The 21,284-nt window shown below is 34.8% G+C and carries 16 protein-coding genes; 8 read left to right on the top strand and 8 right to left on the bottom strand.

Features of this window, described 5'->3' with window-relative positions; all coding sequences use genetic code 11:
* Positions 1–32 precede the first annotated feature (32 nt).
* The 5 genes from porM to topA all read right to left on the bottom strand — a co-directional run bounded on the left by porM (position 33) and on the right by topA (position 7,698).
* Positions 33–1,574 (bottom strand): type IX secretion system motor protein PorM/GldM, encoded by a 1,542-nt coding sequence (gene porM, locus HYN86_RS08670; RefSeq protein WP_113677675.1) that lies wholly within the window; start codon positions 1,572–1,574, stop codon positions 33–35.
* 51 nt (positions 1,575–1,625) lie between these two features.
* The gene (gene porL, locus HYN86_RS08665; protein ID WP_113677674.1) at positions 1,626–2,273 is read right to left on the bottom strand and encodes a type IX secretion system motor protein PorL/GldL; all 648 of its coding nucleotides are present in this window, start codon (positions 2,271–2,273) and stop codon (positions 1,626–1,628) included.
* Positions 2,274–2,332: 59 nt separating this feature from the next.
* Entirely contained in the window at positions 2,333–3,733 is a 1,401-nt protein-coding gene (gene porK, locus HYN86_RS08660) for a T9SS ring complex lipoprotein PorK/GldK (protein ID WP_113677673.1), read from the bottom strand.
* 263 nt (positions 3,734–3,996) lie between these two features.
* Complete coding sequence (locus tag HYN86_RS08655) at positions 3,997–5,148, bottom strand: formimidoylglutamase (RefSeq protein ID WP_113677672.1); 1,152 nt, start codon at positions 5,146–5,148, stop codon at positions 3,997–3,999.
* Between the two features lie 6 nt (positions 5,149–5,154).
* A complete protein-coding gene (gene topA, locus HYN86_RS08650; protein ID WP_113677671.1) occupies positions 5,155–7,698 on the bottom strand; it encodes a type I DNA topoisomerase in 2,544 nt (847 codons plus the stop codon).
* A gap of 341 nt (positions 7,699–8,039) precedes the next feature.
* Between topA and miaB the strand changes: the two genes are divergently transcribed.
* From miaB to HYN86_RS08610, 8 genes are all read left to right on the top strand, one after another.
* On the top strand, positions 8,040–9,485 hold the full coding sequence (gene miaB / locus HYN86_RS08645) for a tRNA (N6-isopentenyl adenosine(37)-C2)-methylthiotransferase MiaB (protein ID WP_057117162.1): 1,446 nt from the start codon (positions 8,040–8,042) through the stop codon (positions 9,483–9,485).
* Between the two features lie 152 nt (positions 9,486–9,637).
* On the top strand, positions 9,638–10,897 hold the full coding sequence (locus tag HYN86_RS08640) for a sigma-54 interaction domain-containing protein (RefSeq protein WP_113677670.1): 1,260 nt from the start codon (positions 9,638–9,640) through the stop codon (positions 10,895–10,897).
* 96 nt (positions 10,898–10,993) lie between these two features.
* Positions 10,994–11,497 carry an LptE family protein gene (locus tag HYN86_RS08635; RefSeq protein ID WP_113677669.1) on the top strand — a complete coding sequence of 168 codons (504 nt, stop codon included), beginning with the start codon at positions 10,994–10,996 and terminating at the stop codon, positions 11,495–11,497.
* A 79-nt stretch (positions 11,498–11,576) separates the two neighbouring features.
* Positions 11,577–13,229 (top strand): tetratricopeptide repeat protein, encoded by a 1,653-nt coding sequence (locus HYN86_RS08630; protein ID WP_113677668.1) that lies wholly within the window; start codon positions 11,577–11,579, stop codon positions 13,227–13,229.
* 3 nt (positions 13,230–13,232) lie between these two features.
* Positions 13,233–13,574 (top strand): preprotein translocase subunit SecG, encoded by a 342-nt coding sequence (secG, locus tag HYN86_RS08625; protein ID WP_057117165.1) that lies wholly within the window; start codon positions 13,233–13,235, stop codon positions 13,572–13,574.
* A 143-nt stretch (positions 13,575–13,717) separates the two neighbouring features.
* Positions 13,718–13,993, top strand: a complete 276-nt coding sequence (locus tag HYN86_RS08620) for a co-chaperone GroES (protein WP_012023920.1) — start codon at positions 13,718–13,720, stop codon at positions 13,991–13,993.
* 85 nt (positions 13,994–14,078) lie between these two features.
* On the top strand, positions 14,079–15,710 hold the full coding sequence (gene groL / locus HYN86_RS08615; RefSeq protein WP_113677667.1) for a chaperonin GroEL: 1,632 nt from the start codon (positions 14,079–14,081) through the stop codon (positions 15,708–15,710).
* A 337-nt stretch (positions 15,711–16,047) separates the two neighbouring features.
* Positions 16,048–17,247, top strand: a complete 1,200-nt coding sequence (locus tag HYN86_RS08610; protein WP_113677666.1) for an alkaline phosphatase family protein — start codon at positions 16,048–16,050, stop codon at positions 17,245–17,247.
* Between the two features lie 219 nt (positions 17,248–17,466).
* Here HYN86_RS08610 and HYN86_RS08605 read toward each other — a convergent pair whose 3' ends face one another.
* The 3 genes from HYN86_RS08605 to HYN86_RS08595 form a co-directional block, all read right to left on the bottom strand.
* The gene (locus HYN86_RS08605; protein WP_113677665.1) at positions 17,467–18,306 is read right to left on the bottom strand and encodes an oxidoreductase; all 840 of its coding nucleotides are present in this window, start codon (positions 18,304–18,306) and stop codon (positions 17,467–17,469) included.
* 91 nt (positions 18,307–18,397) lie between these two features.
* Complete coding sequence (locus tag HYN86_RS08600) at positions 18,398–19,306, bottom strand: helix-turn-helix domain-containing protein (protein WP_113677664.1); 909 nt, start codon at positions 19,304–19,306, stop codon at positions 18,398–18,400.
* A 373-nt stretch (positions 19,307–19,679) separates the two neighbouring features.
* Positions 19,680–21,209 (bottom strand): SulP family inorganic anion transporter, encoded by a 1,530-nt coding sequence (locus tag HYN86_RS08595; RefSeq protein WP_113677663.1) that lies wholly within the window; start codon positions 21,207–21,209, stop codon positions 19,680–19,682.
* Between the last annotated feature and the right edge of the window lie 75 nt (positions 21,210–21,284).

Below are 21,284 nucleotides of genomic sequence, written 5' to 3'. Positions count from 1 at the left end.
ATAAGATATTGAACGTAGTTTGCACTACTTTATTATTGTATTTCGTAAATTACTGGAGCAGTTCTTGGTAATAAGTAACTACCAGCACCAACTAATTTAGTTTTAATTTCAGAAATAGTAACTTGGTCTCCTTTACCTGCTCTTGAAAGTACTTGTTTACATTGTGCATTCATTTTGTTTCCTGAAACAACAACTGTAGGCTGTCCAGCAATTTTCATATTGAATCCAACAACATCTAAACCAACTTCAAAATCAAAATCAAGAAGTTTAGCTCCAATAGTAGCAACTTCTAAGTTAGATTTAGGTCCTTTTACAACACCCATTTCTCCTCTAATTGTTCCTGTTGGACCAGGAATACCTTTAATTCTGAATGTTTTCTTGTCTGTTACTTTATCACCGTTTGGTAATGTACCAGTTACAGAAATTGTAGTTTCAGTACCTTGACCTGGGCTCATGTTATATTTTCCTGGTTTTCCAGCAGAAGCTAATCCTGGAGCACTAGCAACAATTTTGTTAGCGTCAACACCAGCGAATGATACAGAGATTGGATTAACAACTCCTCTATATACAACATTCATTTTATCTGCAGAAATTGTAGCAGAGTTTGGTCTTGGAACTACAACATATTTTCCAGAGAATTTCAATGGAATGTTTTTACCATCTTCTAAGAAAGTAAATTGTCCGTTGATATCTTGTTCTCCAACTCCACCAGCAGTTAAAGAGATAACAGCTTGTCCGTTTACGATTTGTCCAGGACCTTGGAATGAAGTAGGTTTAGTATTTTCGTCATAACGACCTAAAACAACTTTACCAGTAACTTTTTCACCTTGGAAATAAGCATTTTTGTCTAAAACAACAATTGCTTGGTAATTACTGTAAGAAGCAGCAGCAACCGCAGCTTTTCCTAAAGCACTGTTGTAAACATCAGTTTCCACTTTTTTAACATCATTTTGCCAAGTTGAAAGTTTTGCAGCAGATGCAATTGCAGGGAATCCTTTGAAGTGATAAGCCAAATATTTTTCTTTGATACCATCTTTGTTCTTAACATCAGAAACATCAAATTTCTTTTCAACCTCAGAAATAATTGCTGCGTATTTTTTATCTGTACCTAAAGCACCTTTAATATCAGCTTTGTATTTTTCGATTTTAGCGATAATTTCGTTACCTTTTTTAGTGTAACCGTCTCCTGTAAACCAGTCGTCGATATTATCTCCTCTATCCATTGCTTCGTAAGGAAGTTTTCCAGTTTCTTTTTCAACTTCAAAACCTTTAACAGCTTGCGCTTTTAGAGTAGCTATATAATCATAAAAATCTTTTGTAATTGTTTCAACTTTGTGAGCAGTAACTGCAGCAATAGCAAATTCTCCTTTTGCTTCAGCTGCTTTTTGATCCAAAGATGTTAATAAACCTGCATTTGTTTCAGTTGAACTTGTATTTGCACTTTCAAATTTTTCGTTCATCAAACCAAAAGCAGAGATAACTTCTTTTGATACGTTCATTGCTAACATTGCGATGAAAACCAGATACATCAGGTTAATCATCTTCTGTCTAGGGGTTAATTTTCCTCCTGCCATTTTTTTCTAATTAGTTCTTTATTAATAAATTTAATATTAGTTAAAAACTAATTATCCTTTGTTACTCATTGCAGAAAGCATACCACCGTAAACACTGTTTAAAGAGGCAATATTAGCAGTCATAGATGCCATTTGCTCTTTTAATTTAGAAGCGTTTTCAGCGATTTCTTTGTTAGCTTCAGCGTTTCTAGAAGCGCTTTCTAACTGAACTTTATATAAGCTGTTTAATGATTCCATTTGAGCTGCAGCAACAGATAATTCTTCAGAATATTTCTTTTGTCCTGCAATTGAATCTACAGTTGGAGCAATTCCTTTAGCAGCAGATTCGAAGTTTTTGATGCTGTTTCCTAAACTTGACATTAATTCACCGTCAATTTTAGCTTCTTTTAATAATGTGTCTAATTTTTGAGATAATAATCCTTGAGCTTCTGTTGGAGCTTCAACTTTAACCTCTTTTTTTCTAGCTTGTCCGTTAGCTAATTCAGGGTAAACAAGAGTCCAGTCTAACTCGTCTTCAACAGGTTCGAAAGCAGAAAGTGCAAAGATTAACGCCTCAGTAACTAATCCTACTGAAAGCATAACTGTTCCTGTTAATGGTCCAATTTCAAAGTGAGTAATTTTGAATAAAGCTCCAACGATTACCACTGCCGCTCCCATACCATAAGCGAAATTCATTGCTTTTTTACTTAATAATGCCATAATACTTTTTTTTAGGTTTTAATTTAAATAGATTTGTTGGATATTGATAAAATTATAAATTACTTTCTTTTGTTAGAGCTTCCAGTTACTTGAGTTCCCATGTAATCTTGTACAGTTCTAAATCCGATATAACTTCTAGCTGAATCAGCATATTCGTGATCACGAGTACTAACTTGTAAGAAGTAAGCAACATCTTTCCAAGAACCTCCACGAACCACTTTTCTTTGATTTTTACCATCAATTACGTTTGGATTCATTGTTGAAACATACTCGTAAGCATTAGGATTGTAAGCTGAGTCAGTCCATTCTGAAACGTTTCCTGCCATGTTATATAATCCGTAACCGTTTACATCGTAAGATTTAGCTTCAACAGTATATAATGCTTCATCAGCAGCATAATCTCCTCTGCTTGGTTTGAAGTTTGCTAAGAAACAACCTCTATCACTTTTAGTGTAAGGACCTCCCCAAGGATAAGTAGCAGATTCCAGACCACCTCTTGCAGCGTACTCCCATTCTGCTTCAGTTGGCAACCTGAAAGCATTTACTAAGTCACGCCCTTTTTTCTTAGATTTAATATAACTGTTTTTGTTTAGTGTTCTCCAAGCACAAAATGCTTTTGCTTGTTTCCAAGTAACACCAACTACAGGATATTCTCCATAAGCTTTATGCCAGAAATAATCGTTATGCATTGGCTCATTATAGGAGTAAGCGAAATCTTTAATCCAAACTGCAGTATCAGGATATACACTTACCTGCTCTGTTTTTACGAAGTCACTTCTTTTTCCAACTTTAGCTTTTGCAGCAGCTTGAATATCCATCCAAGAATAACGGAATTTCAATTTATTTACATCAATTGTTCTTAAACCATTATATGATTCTTCAATTGGTAAATACATAGAATCCATTACTTCAGCATAATACTCATCTGGATAAGCTTTTGTATCTTTAATTAACTTAACTTTTCTGTTTAATTTTCTTCCAGCATATGGATCATCTTTTGTACCAACACTATAATAGTTATCGTACATATATTTATCATAAGCTGTCATTTTTTCTGGATCAGAATCATTGAAAGCATAATCAGCAATACTTCCGCCTTTTGAACCTTTACCATCAGTAGCTTTCTGTCCTGTTTCATCAGCTAAAATTGCTAAACGAACTCTCATTGTAGAATCTTTTACCCACTCTACGAATTGGCGGTACTCACTATTTGTAATTTCAGTTTCATCCATATAAAATGAACGAACAGTTACAGTTTTAGTTGGGGCATCTTCTACGTTAGCTAAATCAGCATCTGATTTACCCATAATAAAAGATCCACCCGGAACTAATGTCATTCCATAAGGCTTCTCGGGATGCCATTTCCCTCCTGTAACACCAACTAATTCACCTTTGTCTCCTGACTTACCACAGCCAATTACTAGTGTTAACATTGCTGCAAATGCAATAAACTTCTTCATATAAATTTGGGATTATCTATTCATTATTAAAAGTCCGTAAACGTATTTATTATTTATCTAAAAAACAATACTACTTGCGAAATTTATTTTACCGTTCAAAAATAATGTTAAATAAAATAAAAAAAAAATATTTTATCGATAAACTGTCTCTTAAAATCGATGTAAAACGTTAATTTTTATGATTTATAACAATATTCTTACTAATTTATTTTAACTTTTTTTAATTATTTTTTTAAATTTAAGATTTTGCTTAAATTTTCTCGTTACAAAGCGTTTTTTCGCTGTGCTTTCCACCATCTTTCTGGCAATTCTTGATTGCAAGCTGACAAATATTCGTCATAAGAACAGGGTAATAACGTATTTCTTTTTAATTTATTGCTGCCATTAGATTCGAATGGAATTTCGATCCACCAGCGATCTGTTTTATCACTTTTATAGAAAATCAATTCTTCGTCTTCAAGAGGCACGATATATTTTAAATAATTGGCACGGCTTCCAAATGGATACTCTTTTGAACGATAATGATAACCTTCAATAAAATACCATACAATTTGAGAAATAATTACCGATTCTGCCATTGTACTATTGTGATTGAAGATTCCAAAAGAAGATACTTTATCACTGATTCCTGCATATCTTGCCAATGAACAGATTTCTTTTCCGTTAAATCCATTCGGCTCAAAAGTAACTGTATTTCCTGAAGCAGAAGACTTTACAGAATTCAAGTCGATACTAACTAAGTCTGCATCTCTAAAAACCGGTTCTGCTAAAGTTATTTTATTTGAAATTTCTCCCAGACGATATGCATCAAAAAATAACTTTTCGATTAAATCAATTTCTTCTTGAGAATTATAATAGGTCTGATATCCTATATTACAATAATTAAAAAGGTTATTTGGTTCATCAATAATAATTTTCGTCAGGTACGAATTAGCTGATACTGATTCATTTTCCTTTCCAAAATCAAACTTATTATCAACAGCAACCAAGTTAACCATTTGCTCTAAATCGTCATAAGCACGATACAAAGCATACGTTAAATCTTGAGAACCTCCCAGGACTATAGGAATCACTTTATTCTTTATTAAAGCAGCTGTAACTTTCTTCACTGCAAAGTAAGTATCCTCTACTGAGTCTCCAGCAAGTATATCTCCTAAATCTGCAATTGACGCATCCCAGTTACCCGGAAACATACCATATAGCTTTTTACGTACAGCAGAAAGATTTACTTCATTAACCATGTTAATATTTGTACGATCTTCTAAAACACCTACTATGGCTATATTAATTTTTTCAATATCAGGAAACTGATCTTGGGTGTGAAAGACAACTTTACTCCCAAGCTCTTGTGAAGACAGCGCGCTGACGAATTTTACAATCGCATCATTAACTGGTTCTAGAAAATCAAATTCCATCTATATTTATTTCTTTTTAGCAGCTGTTTTTTTAGCTGGTGCTTTTTTAGCAGTTGTTTTTGTAGCTGCAGTTTTCTTTGCAGGTGCTTTCTTTGCAGGTGCTTTCTTTGCAGGTGTTTTCGCTGCAATCATTTCTTGAACCTGTGCCAATGTTAATTGCGACGCATCAACATCTTTACTCAATTCAATTTTGATTTTTCCTTTTAGAATTACAGAACGTCCCCAACGGGCTTTTTCTACTACAATTCCCTCATCTTCCCAATTATGAATAACTTTATCGATGTTTTTCTGAAGTTTTTCTTCAATAAGTTCTTCAACATCTGACTGCGATAAATTATCAAAATTGTATTTCTTATTCACATTTACAAAAAGACCGTTCCATTTAATGAATGGACCAAAACGCCCCACTCCTTTTTGAACTGCTTCTCCTTTATAAACAGCAATCGGCGCATCTGCAAGTGCTTTTTCGTCGATTAATTCTTTCGCTCTTTCTTTAGAAACACTTAATGGATCTTCTCCTCTTGGCAGCGATATAAAAACACTTCCGTGACGAACATATGGCCCATAACGACCGTTGCTCACTTCTACTTCTTCTCCTTTATATTCACCTAAACTCTTTGGAAGCAAAAATAAATTTAGAGCTTCTTCAAGTGTAATGTTTCCAATATTTTGATCTGCCATTAAGCTGGCAAACTTTTTATCCTCATCATCTGCTTCTCCAATTTGAGCCATTGGTCCAAATTTTCCTAAACGAACAGATACTTGTCTTCCGTCTGCATCTTTACCTAAAATTCTTTCTCCGCTTTCGCGTTCAGCATTTGCTTCAACTTCTTTCACATTTGGATGAAATTGGTTGTAAAACTCCTGCATCATTTTAGCCCAGTCGATATTTCCTTCAGCAATTTCGTCAAAGTCTTGTTCTACTTTTGCCGTGAAATTATAATCTAAAATATTTCCGAAATTCTTGACTAAGAAATCGGTAACAATAGTTCCGATATCTGTAGGAACTAATTTTCCTTTATCAGAACCTGTATTTTCTTTCAGCAGTTTTTCTCCTACCTTACTATTTTGTAATGTAAGTTGTGTATAATTACGCTCCTGACCTTCAAGTGTTCCTTTTTCAACATAATTTCTGTTGATAATTGTTGAAATTGTAGGTGCATAAGTAGAAGGACGACCAATTCCAAGTTCTTCTAGTTTTTTCACCAAGGAAGCCTCAGTATAACGTGCCGGAGGTCTTGAATAGCGTTCTGTAGCTGTAATATAGTTATTTGCTAATTTTTCGTTTACTTTTAATGCAGGAAGCATTCCTTCTTGCTCTTCTTCGTCATCATCATGACCTTCAAGATATACTTTTAAGAAACCTTCAAAAAGCAAAACTTCTCCAGAAGCTGTAAAAATTTCGCTGTGATTATCTGCTTCAATTTTCACGTTTGTTCTTTCCAACTGTGCATCGCTCATTTGAGAAGCCAGAGTTCTTTTCCAGATCAAATCGTATAAACGAGCCTGATCACGATCGATATTTACCGTGTGACGAGACATATCAGTCGGACGAATTGCTTCGTGCGCTTCTTGAGCTCCTTTGTTTTTATTAGCAAAAACGCGAGGTTTTGAATATTCTTTTCCGTACGATTTTATGATTTCAGCTTCTGCAGCATCCATTGCTTCTTTCGAAAGATTTACCGAGTCAGTTCTCATATAAGTAATAAGTCCGGCTTCGTATAAACGCTGTGCTAGCTGCATTGTGATTCCAACTGGCAAATACAATTTTCTTGCCGCCTCTTGTTGAAGAGTTGACGTTGTAAAAGGAGATGTTGGAGATTTTTTGGTAGGTTTAGTTTCTAAATCGGCTACCTTATATTTAGAACCTATGTTTTGATTTAAGAAATCTTCGGCTTCTTTTTTTGTATTGAAATTTTTTGGCAGTTTTGCCTTGAAAACTTTTCCTGCTTCATTTACAAACTCTGCAACTATAGAATAAGATGCAACTGCATTAAAGTTTTGGATTTCGCGTTCTCTTTCTACAATCAAACGAACAGAAACAGATTGTACACGACCAGCAGAAAGTCCGCCTTTAATTTTTCTCCATAAAACTGGAGATAATTCGTAACCTACTAAACGGTCTAATACTCTTCTAGCTTGCTGCGCATTTACTAAGTTGTAATCAATTTCTCTTGGATTGTCGATCGCTTTTAGAATCGCAGATTTTGTAATCTCGTGAAAAACAATTCTTTTGGTTTTTTTAGTATCTAATTTCAACTCTTCCGCTAAGTGCCAAGAAATAGCCTCTCCCTCGCGGTCCTCATCGCTTGCTAACCAAACCATTTCGGCATTTTTAGATAGTGTCTTAAGTTTACTTACCAAAGCTTTTTTATCCGGAGAAACTTCATATTTAGGTTTAAAACCATTATCTACATCTACTCCTATTTCTTTGGATGGTAAGTCTGCTATGTGACCATAACTTGACTCCACCTGAAAATCGCTCCCAAGAAATTTCTCGATCGTTTTCGCCTTCGCAGGTGACTCCACTATTACTAAATTCTTTGCCATTGCTCTATTTTTCTGCAACAAAAGTATCTATTTTTTTTAAATATTAACCTTGCTAATGAATTTTTGAAGTATTTTGATATTATGAAACTTAAAATTGCAGATTTATCTGTAATAATCTCGATAATATATATAGGTATAACTTTTAATCGATTATGACCTATTAAATGTGCTTTTAGATTTTAGATTTTAGTCCCCAAGCCTCGGGATAGATTTTACGTAAAAAAAAGCTACAGCTTTTTTTCTGGGATTCTTTCAATCTGCAATCTAAAATCTAAAATTTCTCCTCTGCCATCTTGTCATATGATCGTATTTACGCTATCTTTGCACTTTGAAATTTTACAATGGAAAAGATTATTGAAGAAAGCAAGCAGGGCGAAAGTCTTGTTTTAGAAAATAAACCTGAGAATACTAAAAAACTTTTTATAGAAAGTTACGGCTGTGCGATGAATTTTTCGGACAGTGAAGTCGTAGCTTCCATTTTATCTGACGGAGGGTATAATACAACTTCGGTTTTAGAAGAAGCTGATTTGGTTTTGGTTAACACCTGTTCTATTCGAGATAAGGCTGAGCAGACTATTCGTAAGCGTTTAGAGAAATATAATGCTGTAAAACGCACGAATCCGAAAATGAAAGTGGGCGTTTTGGGCTGTATGGCCGAGCGTTTAAAAAGTCAGTTTCTGGAAGAAGAAAAAATAGTTGATCTTGTTGTTGGTCCTGATGCTTATAAAGATCTTCCAAATTTATTGGCTGAAGTTGAAGAAGGACGAGACGCTATTAATGTAATTTTATCAAAAGAAGAAACTTACGGAGATATTTCGCCGGTTCGTTTAATGAGCAACGGAATTACAGCTTTGGTTTCGATCACCCGCGGATGCGATAATATGTGTACGTTCTGCGTTGTACCTTTTACCCGTGGTCGTGAGCGCAGCCGTGAACCTCAAAGTATTATGGCTGAAATTCAGGATTTATGGAATAAAGGTTTTAAAGAAATTACACTTTTAGGACAAAATGTGGACAGTTATCTTTGGTACGGAGGAGGTTTGAAAAAAGATTTCGTTAATGCATCTGAAATGCAGAAAGCTACCGCCGTCGATTTTGACCAATTATTAGAAATGGTTGCTGTTGGTTTTCCTAAAATGCGTATTAGATTTTCAACTTCTAATCCGCAGGATATGCACGAAAGTATTTTGCACGTTATTGCGAAATATCCAAATATCTGTAAACACATTCACTTGCCGGTTCAATCTGGAAGTAACAGAATTCTGAAAGAAATGAATCGTCTGCACACGCGTGAAGAATATATGGCTTTGATTGACAAAATTAGAGCGATTGTTCCAGATGCATCAATTTCGCAGGATATGATTGCCGGTTTCCCAACCGAAACAGAAGAGGATCACCAAGACACTATGAGTTTAATGGAATATGTAAAATATAATTTCGGTTATATGTATTCGTATTCTGAACGCCCAGGAACTTTGGCTGGAAGAAAAATGAAGGATGATGTCGAAGAAGAAACAAAAGCCAGAAGATTACAAGAAATCGTCGATTTACAACAAAAACACGCTTGGTTTAGAAGTGAGGAATTTGTGGGTAAAACGGTTGAAGTTTTAGTAGAAAAAGTTTCTAAAAAATCTAAAGATGAATTCTCTGGAAGAAATTCTCAAAGTATAACGGTAGTTTTCCCAAAAGAAAATTACAAAATTGGAGATTTCGTAAACGTAAAAATTACAAGCTGTACTTCAGGAACTTTAAAAGGCGAAGCGGTTGGTTTGAGTGAAATGAATTAAAAAGTTAGTTTCAGGTTTTAAGTTTCAGGTTCTTTGCGTAACTTGAAGATTGAAACCTGAAACAAAATATAAGCACAAGGTTAAAAGTTAAATTTCAGTTTCAATAAAAAACTTGAAACATGAAACAAATAAAAACTTGAAACAAAATATAAATGGAAACAGTTCAAGCAATAAAACAACGATTTGAGATTATTGGGAATGACCCGAAATTAAATCGCGCCATCGAAAAAGCCATTCAAGTTGCTCCTACTGATATTTCGGTAATGGTAACTGGGGAAAGTGGTGTTGGTAAAGAAAATATTCCAAGAATTATTCATTCGCTTTCACATAGAAAGCACGGAAAATATATTGCGGTAAACTGTGGAGCCATTCCAGAAGGAACAATTGACAGTGAACTTTTCGGGCACGAAAAAGGCGCTTTTACAGGTGCTACAAGCACACGTGAAGGTTATTTTGAAGTAGCCGATGGCGGAACTATATTTCTAGATGAAGTTGGTGAATTACCATTGACAACGCAGGTAAGACTGCTGCGTGTTTTAGAAAATGGCGAATTTATAAAAGTGGGTTCGTCTCAGGTTCAAAAAACAAATGTTCGTATTGTTGCAGCAACCAATGTGAATTTATTCAATGCTATTGAAAAGGGTAAATTCCGTGAAGATTTATACTATCGTTTGAGTACTGTCGAAATTACTTTACCGCCTTTGCGAGAAAGAAACGACGATATTCATTTATTATTCAGAAAGTTTGTGGCCGATTTTGCTCATAAATACAAAATGCCGCCTTTAAAATTAGACGATGATGCTGTTCAGCTTCTTCAAAAATTCAGATGGAGCGGCAACATTCGTCAGCTTCGAAATGTCGCTGAGCAGATTTCTGTTTTAGAAACCAATCGCGATATTACACTGGCAACTTTACAATCGTATCTGCCTGCAGAAGGAAGAAGCCTGCCTTCGGTTATTAATGACAGTAAGAAAGAAAGCGACTTTAGTACCGAGCGAGACATTTTATACAAAGTCCTTTTTGACATGAAAAGCGATTTAAATGACTTGAAAAAACTGACTTTGGAATTAATGAAAAATGGCACTTCTAAAGTGCAGGATATTAATCCGAATCTAATTCAGAAAATATACGGAAATCAGCAAAACGACAGCGAAATTGATTTTGAAGAAGAACCAAGAACAGCTGTTATGACTACGCCCGCAGTTAGAGAAGAAAATTACCAAATTCCTGATGACAACTATTTATTTGCCGAGACGATTGAAGAAGAAGAAATTCTGCGTTTGGAACAAAAAGAAATTGAAATGATCAAAAAATCATTAGAAAAAAACAAAGGGAAACGTAAAGCAGCGGCAGATGAATTAGGAATTTCCGAAAGGACTTTATACCGCAAAATCAAACAATTCGATCTTTAATTTCTGTAAAGAAGTTAAGATTTGAAAATGTTTAAACGAAATGAATATCTTTGACCGAGCGTCAGCTGGATGGCGAAGAAATACTTATAGATTAAAATGAAACACTTAAAATATCTTTTACTATTATTAGTTGCATCAACTTTTAGCAGTTGTTCAGTTTACAATTTTACTGGAACTGGAAAAATTGACGCCAACACCTTTCAGGTAAATTTCTTTCAAAATAATGCAGATTTAGTTGAACCTGGAATCGACAGGACTTTTACGCTGGCTTTACAGGATTTGATTATGAATCAGACTAACTTAAACTTGGTTAGCAACGGTGGTGATTTGACTTACGAAGGAGAAATTACAGATTACAGAATTACTCCAATGACAGCAACTGCGGACCAGCAGGCGTCGCAAAACCGTTTGTCGATTCGTGTACAAGTAAGATTCACTAATAAGAAGAAAGAAACAGATGATTTTGAGAAATCATTTGAATTCTATTATGATTTCCCAGGACAAGATCTTCCAACAGGAACGGTTTTAAACGAAGCGTTAAGAGTTATTTTTGAAAGAATCACACAGGATATATTTAATGAATCACTGGCCAAATGGTAATTTTTTATTTGTTGAAATCTTTTAATAGATTCTAAAACGATAAACAATTAAACGAATAAAACGATTAAACAAACAAAAAATGAACGTTACTGATTATACCTACTTAATGAACAAACCGGAAGCTATTACCGAAAAGCAGGCGGACGCATTAGGAAGTGTTTTGAATGAATTTCCGTATTTTCAAAGTGCCCGCGCACTGCGATTAAAAGGACTTTACAATCAAAACAGCTTTAAGTATAATTATGCATTGAAGGTTACGGCCGCTCATACTTCAGATCGTTCTGTTTTGTTTGATTTTATTACTTCTGAAGCTTTTACTTCTATTCAAAATGATTTCTACGAACAAAAACTTAGAGATCTTCTTGAAATTACCGTTTTTGACAGCGAGATAATTTCGCCAGAACAAATCCAGAAAGCGATTGAAGTAAAAACAGATACACTGGAACAATCTATTTTGAATTCTATTAAAGAATCAGAAACACCTTCTATAGATCAATCTGTAAAAGTTGAAGAGCCTGTAAAAGTAGAAGAACCAAAAAATATTCCGGAAATAGATCCGTCAATTTTTACGGCAATCAAAGAAGCCCAAACAGTAACTTTTGAAAAGCCAATAGAAATTGAAGCCCCAAAAGCTCTTCCAGAAATAGATCCATCTATTTTTAGCACCATCAAAGAAGCACAGTCAATTACTTACGAAAAACCAGTAATTGAAGAAGAAAATAAGATTGATACAATTGAAGATTCAACTTCAGATACTACACAGGAAACCAAAACTCATTCTACAACAGAACCAACAAATGTTGAAGTTCCTAAATTTGATCGTGTTGAAGATTCTATTTTAAGTTCAATAAGAGGAGCCGAAACTCCTTCTGTACCTGAGCCTGTAAAAGCTGAAGAACCTAAAATTGATCCCGCAATTGAACGCTCGATTTTAAATTCAATTAAAGGAGCCGAAGCTGCAACTTCTGAAGAACCAAAAACTGAAGAACCAGTTTTGAATACGGCCGAAGAAGAGGAAGACGATAGTGTCATCGAAGAAATGATAATTCCTGAATTTAAAATTAATCCGGTCGAACGATCAATTCTTTCTTCTATTAAAGAAGCTGAAGCTTTAATTCCTGAAGAACCAAAAGAAGAAATTCTGAAAGAAACTAAAGAGGAAATCGAGGAAGAAGTTCAAGAAGAAACGGAAGAAGAAATCCAATTAGAAGCAGAAGAAGACGTCGAAGAAGAGAAAACTGAAGCTGTAATAAATGCAGAAGAACATTTAGAAATTGGGAAGCCTTTAGATTTTTCGCTTAACGAAAAACATTCCTTCCAAGAATGGCTACAACTATCTAGAACAGAACCAATTGATCGCTCAGATGAAATTTCAGCAGATGAAGAAATTAAAGACCCAACTGTTGAAACCAAAAAAGAAGAACAGGCAATTGATGAAGAGAGACTAAAAAAGGCCGAAATTATAGACAAATTTATCGAAACCAATCCGAAAATCTCTCCAATTAAGCCTGGAAACAGCGCGCCTGTAGTGCAAATTGAAAGCAAGAGCGAAGACAATTCATATTTGATGACTGAGACTCTGGCTAGAGTTTATCTGGAACAAAAGAAATATACAAAAGCAATTCAAGCTTATGAAATATTAATTTTGAAATATCCAGAAAAAATTACTTTCTTTGCAGACCGCATATCGGATATAAAGATTTTACAACAAAATAACAATAACAATAATTAAGTAATGAGCACATTTTCAATTTTTTTAGTTTTAATCACAATAGTTTGTTTTCTATTGATCGTAGTTATTATGGTACAAAACCCTAAAGGAGGCGGATTGTCTTCTACTATCAGCGGAACGCAGATGTTAGGCGGAGTACAAAAAACAACTGACTTTTTAGATAAAAGTACTTGGACTTTAGCTACTGTTTTAATTGTGTTAATTTTACTTTCTAGCTTAAGTTTCTCTGGATCTTTAAGCGACACTGATTCTAAAATCATTGATAAAACTGAAGCTCCTGCAAATACACCAGCAGTTCCAGCACAAGGAACTACTCCTGCTCCAGCAGCACCAGCAGCTAAATAATTTCAGCTCGATATAAAATCTAATGCCAGCCTGTCAAAGCTGGCATTTTTTTTAAGAAATAATGTCAGTTTTAGCACCATGGCATAATTTCTGAAAGTTTATTGAACATTAAAAAATGTATAACTAATAATAATATAAAAATCATGGCTTTAAACATTAAACCGCTTTCAGACCGCGTACTTATTGAGCCTGTTGCAGCCGAAACCAAAACTGCCTCAGGTATTTTTATTCCAGATACTGCCAAAGAGAAACCACAAAAAGGAACTGTGGTTGCAGTAGGAAACGGATCTAAAGATCATACAATGACTGTAAAAGTTGGTGATACTGTTCTTTACGGCAAATATGCAGGAACTGAATTAAAATTAGAAGGCACTGATTATCTAATCATGCGCGAGGATGATATTTTAGCGATTATCTAAAAATATTGTATTAAGTAGGAAGTATTAAGAATTAAGAACTTCATTAAACTTGAAACAAATCAAACTTTAAACAAAAATAAAAAAAATGGCAAAAGATATAAAATTTGATATTGAAGCACGTGACGGATTAAAACGTGGTGTTGATGCACTAGCAAATGCTGTAAAAGTAACGCTTGGACCAAAAGGTCGTAACGTAATTATTGGAAAATCATTTGGTGGACCAACAGTTACTAAAGATGGTGTTTCGGTTGCAAAAGAAATCGAATTAAAAGACCCATTAGAAAACATGGGCGCGCAAATGGTTAAAGAAGTTGCTTCTAAAACCAATGATTTAGCAGGAGACGGAACTACAACTGCTACAGTTTTAGCTCAGGCTATCGTAAAAGAAGGACTTAAAAACGTTGCTGCGGGTGCAAATCCAATGGATTTAAAACGTGGTATCGACAAAGCTGTTGAAACTATTGTTGCCGACTTAGCAAAACAAGCTAAAGTTGTTGGAAGCGATTCTGATAAAATCAAACAAATTGCTTCTATCTCTGCTAATAATGACGAAGTTATTGGTGAGTTAATCGCTACTGCTTTTGCAAAAGTTGGAAAAGAAGGTGTAATCACTGTAGAAGAAGCTAAAGGAACTGATACTTTCGTTGATGTTGTTGAAGGAATGCAGTTTGACAGAGGTTACCTTTCTCCTTACTTCGTAACAAACCCAGAGAAAATGGAAGTTGAATTAGATTCTCCTTACATTTTATTATACGACAAAAAAGTATCTTCTTTAAAAGAATTACTACCAGTTTTAGAGCCAGTTGCTCAATCAGGAAAACCATTATTGATTATTGCTGAAGATGTTGACGGAGAAGCTCTTTCTACATTAGTAGTAAACAAATTAAGAGGTGCTCTTAAAATTGCTGCTGTAAAAGCGCCAGGTTTTGGAGACAGAAGAAAAGCAATGTTGGAGGATATTGCAATCTTAACTGGTGGAACTGTAATTTCTGAAGAAAGAGGTTATACTCTTGAAAATACAACTATCGAAATGTTAGGAAACGCAAAAAGAGTTTCTATCGATAAAGACAACACAACTATCGTAAGCGGTGCTGGGGAAGCTGATATCATCAAAAACAGAGTAAACCAAATTAAAGGTCAGATGGAAACTACAACATCTGATTACGATAAAGAAAAATTGCAAGAGCGTTTGGCTAAATTAGCTGGTGGTGTTGCTGTTCTTTACGTTGGTGCTGCTTCTGAAGTAGAAATGAAAGAGAAAAAAGACAGAGTTGATGATGCTTTACACGCAACTCGTGCAGCTGTAGAAGAAGGAATTGTTGCTGGTGGAGGTGTTGCTTTACTAAGAGCGAAACTTGCTTTAGCTGACTTAAAAGCTGATAACGCTGATGAGGCTACAGGAATTCAAATCGTTTCTCGCGCTGTTGAATCTCCATTAAGAACTATCGTTGAAAATGCTGGTCTTGAAGGTTCTGTAGTTGTAGCTAAAGTTTCTGAAGGTTCAGGTGATTTTGGATACAACGCAAAAACTGACGAATATGTAGATATGCTTACAGCTGGAATTATCGATCCTAAGAAAGTAACTCGTGTAGCTCTTGAAAATGCTGCATCTGTTTCTGGAATGATCCTTACTACAGAATGTGCATTAATTGATATTAAAGAAGAAAATGCCGGAGGCGGAATGCCAATGGGAGGCGGAATGCCAGGAATGATGTAATTCATTTTCCTCTTAAAACTTAAAAGCGCTGAATTTCTATTCGGCGCTTTTTTTATTCGCCACGAATTCACGAATTATTTTTTTCCTAATATATCATTATTCGTCACAGAATGAATAGATTACACATATTAAATAAATCATAATCTGTAGGAACCATTGTAATCTTTGACGTTTTTTTTTCACGCAAAGCATTCGTATAATTAATGATAACAATTTTTAAACACAAAGATTTGAATAAATAATTCGTGAATTCGTGGCTAACTTTTTTATTTAACATTCTGTTTTTCTTTAAAAAATCTGTTATATTTATCTTTGCAGTTCTATTTAAAATTGCAAAATGAGAAAATTTACAACTCACCTTTTATCTTTCACATTCTTACTTCTTACTACTTTTTCACATTCCCAAACCAATAAAGATGCTTATGTTGTTTTAGTTTCTATGGATGGTTTTCGCTGGGATTATGGTAAGCAATTCAACCTTCCGAACCTTAAACAAATTTCAAAAGAGGGAGTTCATGCAAAATCCATGAAACCTTCTTATCCAACAAAAACTTTCCCCAATCATTATACGATAGTGACAGGACTTTATCCAGATCATCACGGAATCATTAATAATGTTTTTTATGATGCCTCTTTAAACGAATCTTTTTCGCTGTCAAGCAATGCAAAAAATGATTCCCGATTTTATGGTGGCAATCCGATTTGGAATTTGGCGGAGGAACAAGGGGTAAAAACGGCTTCTTTTTTCTGGCCAGGTTCTGATATTGACAAAAGAAATCCGAGTTATTTTAAAAATTATAATGGTAAAATTCCTTACGGAGCCAGAATTGATACGGTTATGAAATGGCTGCAGCTTCCAGAAAAACAAAGACCTCATCTTGTAACTTTGTATTTTGACGAACCAGATCACAGCGGACATAACTTTGGCCCAAATTCACCTGAAACCAGAAAGGCAGTAATAAAAATGGATTCTATTATGGGAGAATTATCTCGAAAATTGGATCAACTGCCAAATGGAAAACAAATCAATTTAATTATTGTTTCAGACCACGGAATGGCCAATATCAGCAATGATAAAAAAGTGGCTGTTTTAGATTATTTAAAACCAGAATGGCTGGGTTATAAAGATGTTATTAACCCAATTATGAGTTTACAGGCAAAAGCTGGATTTCAGGATTCGATTTATAATGCTTTAAAGAAAGTGCCGCATATTAAATTCTGGAAATCAACCGAAGTTCCAAAGAGACTGCATTACGGCACTAATGCGCGTGTACATGACTTTGTTATTGAAGCCGAAAAAGGATATAGTTTAGTCAGTAAAGCAACCACGCATATAAAAGGCGGAACGCATGGTTATGATAACAATGAAAAAGATATGCATGCCATATTTTATGCAAAAGGCCCAGCTTTTAAAGTAGATAAAACATTCAAAACTTTCCCAAATGTTTCTGTTTACCCGCTAATTGCCCATATTCTAGGTTTACAAATTGGTGAAATTGATGGAAAACTGAGTGATGTAGATGCAATGCTGAGATAATCGCTTCTTGTAATACTAAACAGAAATTAACACAATGCATATGTAGAGACGCACCGCAGTGCGTCTTACGTGCAGCGTACCAAAATATTTATTCAAGACGTCTATTCGAAACGTTATTAAATATTAGATATACTGAACGTAGACGCACTGCAGTGCGTCTCTACAGTTGTGCTATGTGTAAAATTATAATCTAATTATCCAAATTGACAAATTATCTAATTAAAAATTAGTCCCAACTGAAACCTCTTTCCATTTACCCAATTCATCTTGAACACTTGTGATTTTCTGATTTGCCATATTATAAGCATCTTCTCCTAAGAATAAATGCAGCGCTGGATTTTCATCTTGACTCACTTTAATTAAAGCACTTGCCAATTTTTCTGGATCTCCCGGCTGATTTTCGTTGATGCTGTCTTTATGTGCATTTTCAGATTGTCTAACTTCTTTATAAGCCGCAATCGGATTTTCTGGCAGTAACAGAGAACTATCTTTTAAGAAATCTGTTCTAAAATAACCCGGATAAACAATTGTCGCATGAACTCCGAATTCTTTTACCTCTTCAGACAGCGATTCTGTTAAACCTGCAACGGCAAATTTTGTAGAGCAGTAAATTCCCCAGCCTGGAAAATTCCCAACATAACCTCCAACAGAAGAAATATTAAAAATGTGTCCCGATTTGTTAGCACGAAGAATCGGCATTGTATTTCTAACTACATTCAATAATCCGAAAACATTTACCTCGAAATTTTTTCTAGATTCAGCATCTGTCAATTCTTCCAAAGCTCCTAATAAACCATAACCCGCATTATTCACTAAAACATCAATTGTTTTAAAATGACTTACAGTTTTTTCAATGGCATTTTTAACGCTATTTTCATCTACCAAATCCATTTCTAAAGGAAGAAAATTTTCTGATGAATTTCCTAAAACTTTTATTAAAGCTTCTTCACTTCTAGAAGTTGCAGCAACTTTAAAACCTTCTGCTAATAATTTTTTAGCTAATTCTAATCCAAGTCCTTTTGAAGCACCTGTGATAAACCAAACTTTGTTATTTCCCATGATTTTAATTTTTTACGTTTTAACTACAGGACAAAGTTATGAGCGAAGTGCTTCTCAAATATTGAAAGAATCAAACGAGAAGTTACAAAAATCAAACAATTTCTACCAGTCGATAGTTTTTTGGTGAAACCTGAACATTTTTCTTGAAGAAATTGATAAAATGAGATGATTCATCGAATCCCAGACACCATGCAATTTCATTAATATTCCAATTGGTTTGTTTCAGTAAAATCATCGCTTCCTGAACAATTCTTTCTGAAATAATTTGAGAAGTTGTTTTTCCAGTTGTTTCTTTTAAAGATTTATTCAAATGATTAATATGTACATTTAACTGATTCGCAAATTCAGAGGGCGAACGAAAATTAATTTGCTGCGTAATAGACTCAATTGGAAACTGACGTTCTAATAATTCTAAAAACAAAGACGAAATTCGGATAGTGGCATTCGATTTACTGTATAATGAAGTAGTTACAGTCTGTGTTTTGAGTGCTAAATGAATAATCTCAAAAACTAGATTTCGAAGAATATCATATTTAAAAGCATAATCAGAATTAATTTCATCGAACATTCTTAAATAAATGGCTTTAAGAGATTCTGCTAATTCTGTTGAAATTGGAACCACGGGATTTCCGCCGGGCTGAAATAATGGATATTCTTTTAAATTGCCAAATTGACTAAAAAAAGCATCTGTAAAAATGCAGAAAAATCCAGTTTGATTTTCATCTATATGTTCCCAGCTGTATGGAATCTGCGGATTTGCAAAAAACAAAGCCTGATCTTCAATGACTGCTGTTTTATCTGCATAATGAACTTTGTTTCTCCCAATAATCAAACTTATTTTATAAAAGTCTTTTCGGGTATAAGGCAAAGGATTACAAGTACTTCCAACATAATCATCCAACTTAAAAACATTAAAATGTCCGATTTCTTTTTTAAGATTCTCGGGCATTCCTTTTATTTTAATTGTATAAAAATCTTCTAGTGTTTCTGTCAGTTTCATTTTGTAAAGTTACAAAAATCAAATTATTCTAATTAGAAAATTTGTTAATTAGAAAATTAGATAATAAATGGAGTCTAAAGATCAGCGGCGGTACAATTGGTGCGCTCAGCCGGACAAACTTAACACATTACAAAATATTTTAATCATAACCCAGTATATCTGTAGAGACGCACCGCAGTGCGTCTTATGCGCAGGAACAACGCAACAATATAACGCAAGAAACCCGACAGGTTTTAAAAACCTGTCGGGTTTAACGTATGATAAGAAGCGATATACAAACAGTACGCAGACGCACTGCAGTGCGTCTCTACAGAAAATTGGATGGCATCATTAATTCACCATTAACAAATTCACAATTAACAATTCACAATTATCAAGACACTACTTTATAAGTTGGATCTTCAATCACATTCACCTTAATAACGGCATCCGCATTTTTGAGTAATTGCCTGCAGTCTGGACTCAAATGTTCCAATTCGATTACTTTATCTAGTTGATTGTATTTTTTAGTCAGATTGTTTAAAGCTTCAATTGCCGACATGTCTGAAACGCGGCTTTCTTTAAAATCAATTATAACGTGTTTGGGGTCGTTTTTTACATCAAACTTTTCAATAAAAGCAGTTATGGAACCGAAAAATAAGGGACCATAAATCTCATAATGTTTTACTCCATTTTCATCAATATAATGTCTCGCACGAATTCTTTTAGCACTTTCCCAAGCAAAAACTAGAGCCGAAATAATTACACCAATTAAAACCGCCAAGGCTAAATTGTGCAGTACAATCGTAATTACGGCTACCAAAATTCCAACAAAAATATCATGTCTCGGCATTTTGTTTATAATCCTGAAACTTGCCCATTCAAAAGTCATAATCGCAACCATCATCATAACGCCGACTAAGGCTGCCATTGGCAATTTTCCAATTACAGGCGCTCCAAAAAGTATGATAATTAAAATCGTTAAAGCTGCAATAATTCCCGAAAGTCGTGCTCTAGAACCAGCCCCAAGATTTACTAAAGTCTGTGCGATCATCGGGCAGCCGCCCATTCCGTAGAAAAATCCGTTTAAAATGTTTGAACTTCCCTGCGCGATACATTCGCGATTACTGTTGCCGCGTGTTCCAGTAATTTCGTCGACTAAATTCAGCGTAAGCAAACCTTCAGTCAAACCAACGGCAGCTACAATTACAGAATACGGAAATATTATTTTTAAAGTCTCAAAAGAAATAGGAATATTTGGGATATGAAACGGAGGAAATCCGCCTTGAACAGAAGCAATATCTTCTACGGTTTTTGTTTCGATATTGAAAACAATTACCAACGCAAACACAATCATAATCGCCACCAAAGATGCGGGAACGGCTTTTGTAATTTTCGGAAAAATTAAAACAATAGCAACTGTAAGCGCGACCAAACCAAGCATTATATACAATGGCGTTCCTTGAAGCCAGGAAACCTGACCATTTACAACGGTTTTAAACTGCTCCAGCTGCGACATGAAAATTACAACTGCCAATCCGTTTACGAAACCAAACATAACGGGCTGGGGAACTAGTCGAATAAATTTTCCAAGTTTAAAAAGTCCGATACAAATTTGGACTACTCCGCCAAGTGCGACGGCTGCAAAAACATATTCTATTCCGTGCGATTGCATTAAGGCGATCAAAACGATTACCGTTGCTCCCGCTCCGCCAGAAATCATTCCAGGTCTTCCGCCAAAAACAGCCGTTACTAAACCAGCAATAAAAGCAGCATATAACCCGACCAAAGGTGGAAATCCTGCGAGAATAGCAAACGACAAAGATTCTGGAATCATAGTCATTGCGACGGTTAAACCAGCTAAAATTTCATTTTTGTAATTGACTTTTTGGGTAAAATCGAAGAGTTGGAGCGCTTTTTTCATGGCACAAAATTAGAAAAATAATATGCAAAAAAAGAACAAACCTTTTCGTGGTGAAAAAGCGGCAAGAAATTAATG

Origin of the sequence: Flavobacterium fluviale (genome assembly GCF_003312915.1) — a bacterium.
In the GTDB taxonomy this organism is placed as follows: domain Bacteria; phylum Bacteroidota; class Bacteroidia; order Flavobacteriales; family Flavobacteriaceae; genus Flavobacterium; species Flavobacterium fluviale.
The sequence above is the reverse complement of the archived record's forward strand: the minus strand, read 5'-3'. Positions and strand labels throughout refer to the sequence as shown.

Bases quoted from the DNA above. Each gene is read 5' to 3' on its own strand.
- porK (WP_113677673.1), bottom strand. From the start codon at position 3,733: ATGAAGAAGTTTATTGCATTTGCAGCAATGTTAACACTAGTAATTGGC.
- HYN86_RS08620 (WP_012023920.1), top strand. From the start codon at position 13,718: ATGGCTTTAAACATTAAACCGCTTTCAGACCGCGTACTTATTGAGCCT.
- secG (WP_057117165.1), top strand. From the start codon at position 13,233: ATGAGCACATTTTCAATTTTTTTAGTTTTAATCACAATAGTTTGTTTT.
- groL (WP_113677667.1), top strand. From the start codon at position 14,079: ATGGCAAAAGATATAAAATTTGATATTGAAGCACGTGACGGATTAAAA.
- HYN86_RS08610 (WP_113677666.1), top strand. From the start codon at position 16,048: ATGAGAAAATTTACAACTCACCTTTTATCTTTCACATTCTTACTTCTT.
- porM (WP_113677675.1), bottom strand. From the start codon at position 1,574: ATGGCAGGAGGAAAATTAACCCCTAGACAGAAGATGATTAACCTGATG.
- HYN86_RS08635 (WP_113677669.1), top strand. From the start codon at position 10,994: ATGAAACACTTAAAATATCTTTTACTATTATTAGTTGCATCAACTTTT.
- HYN86_RS08630 (WP_113677668.1), top strand. From the start codon at position 11,577: ATGAACGTTACTGATTATACCTACTTAATGAACAAACCGGAAGCTATT.
- HYN86_RS08655 (WP_113677672.1), bottom strand. From the start codon at position 5,148: ATGGAATTTGATTTTCTAGAACCAGTTAATGATGCGATTGTAAAATTC.
- miaB (WP_057117162.1), top strand. From the start codon at position 8,040: ATGGAAAAGATTATTGAAGAAAGCAAGCAGGGCGAAAGTCTTGTTTTA.
- porL (WP_113677674.1), bottom strand. From the start codon at position 2,273: ATGGCATTATTAAGTAAAAAAGCAATGAATTTCGCTTATGGTATGGGA.
- HYN86_RS08640 (WP_113677670.1), top strand. From the start codon at position 9,638: ATGGAAACAGTTCAAGCAATAAAACAACGATTTGAGATTATTGGGAAT.
- topA (WP_113677671.1), bottom strand. From the start codon at position 7,698: ATGGCAAAGAATTTAGTAATAGTGGAGTCACCTGCGAAGGCGAAAACG.
- HYN86_RS08595 (WP_113677663.1), bottom strand. From the start codon at position 21,209: ATGAAAAAAGCGCTCCAACTCTTCGATTTTACCCAAAAAGTCAATTAC.
- HYN86_RS08605 (WP_113677665.1), bottom strand. From the start codon at position 18,306: ATGGGAAATAACAAAGTTTGGTTTATCACAGGTGCTTCAAAAGGACTT.
- HYN86_RS08600 (WP_113677664.1), bottom strand. From the start codon at position 19,306: ATGAAACTGACAGAAACACTAGAAGATTTTTATACAATTAAAATAAAA.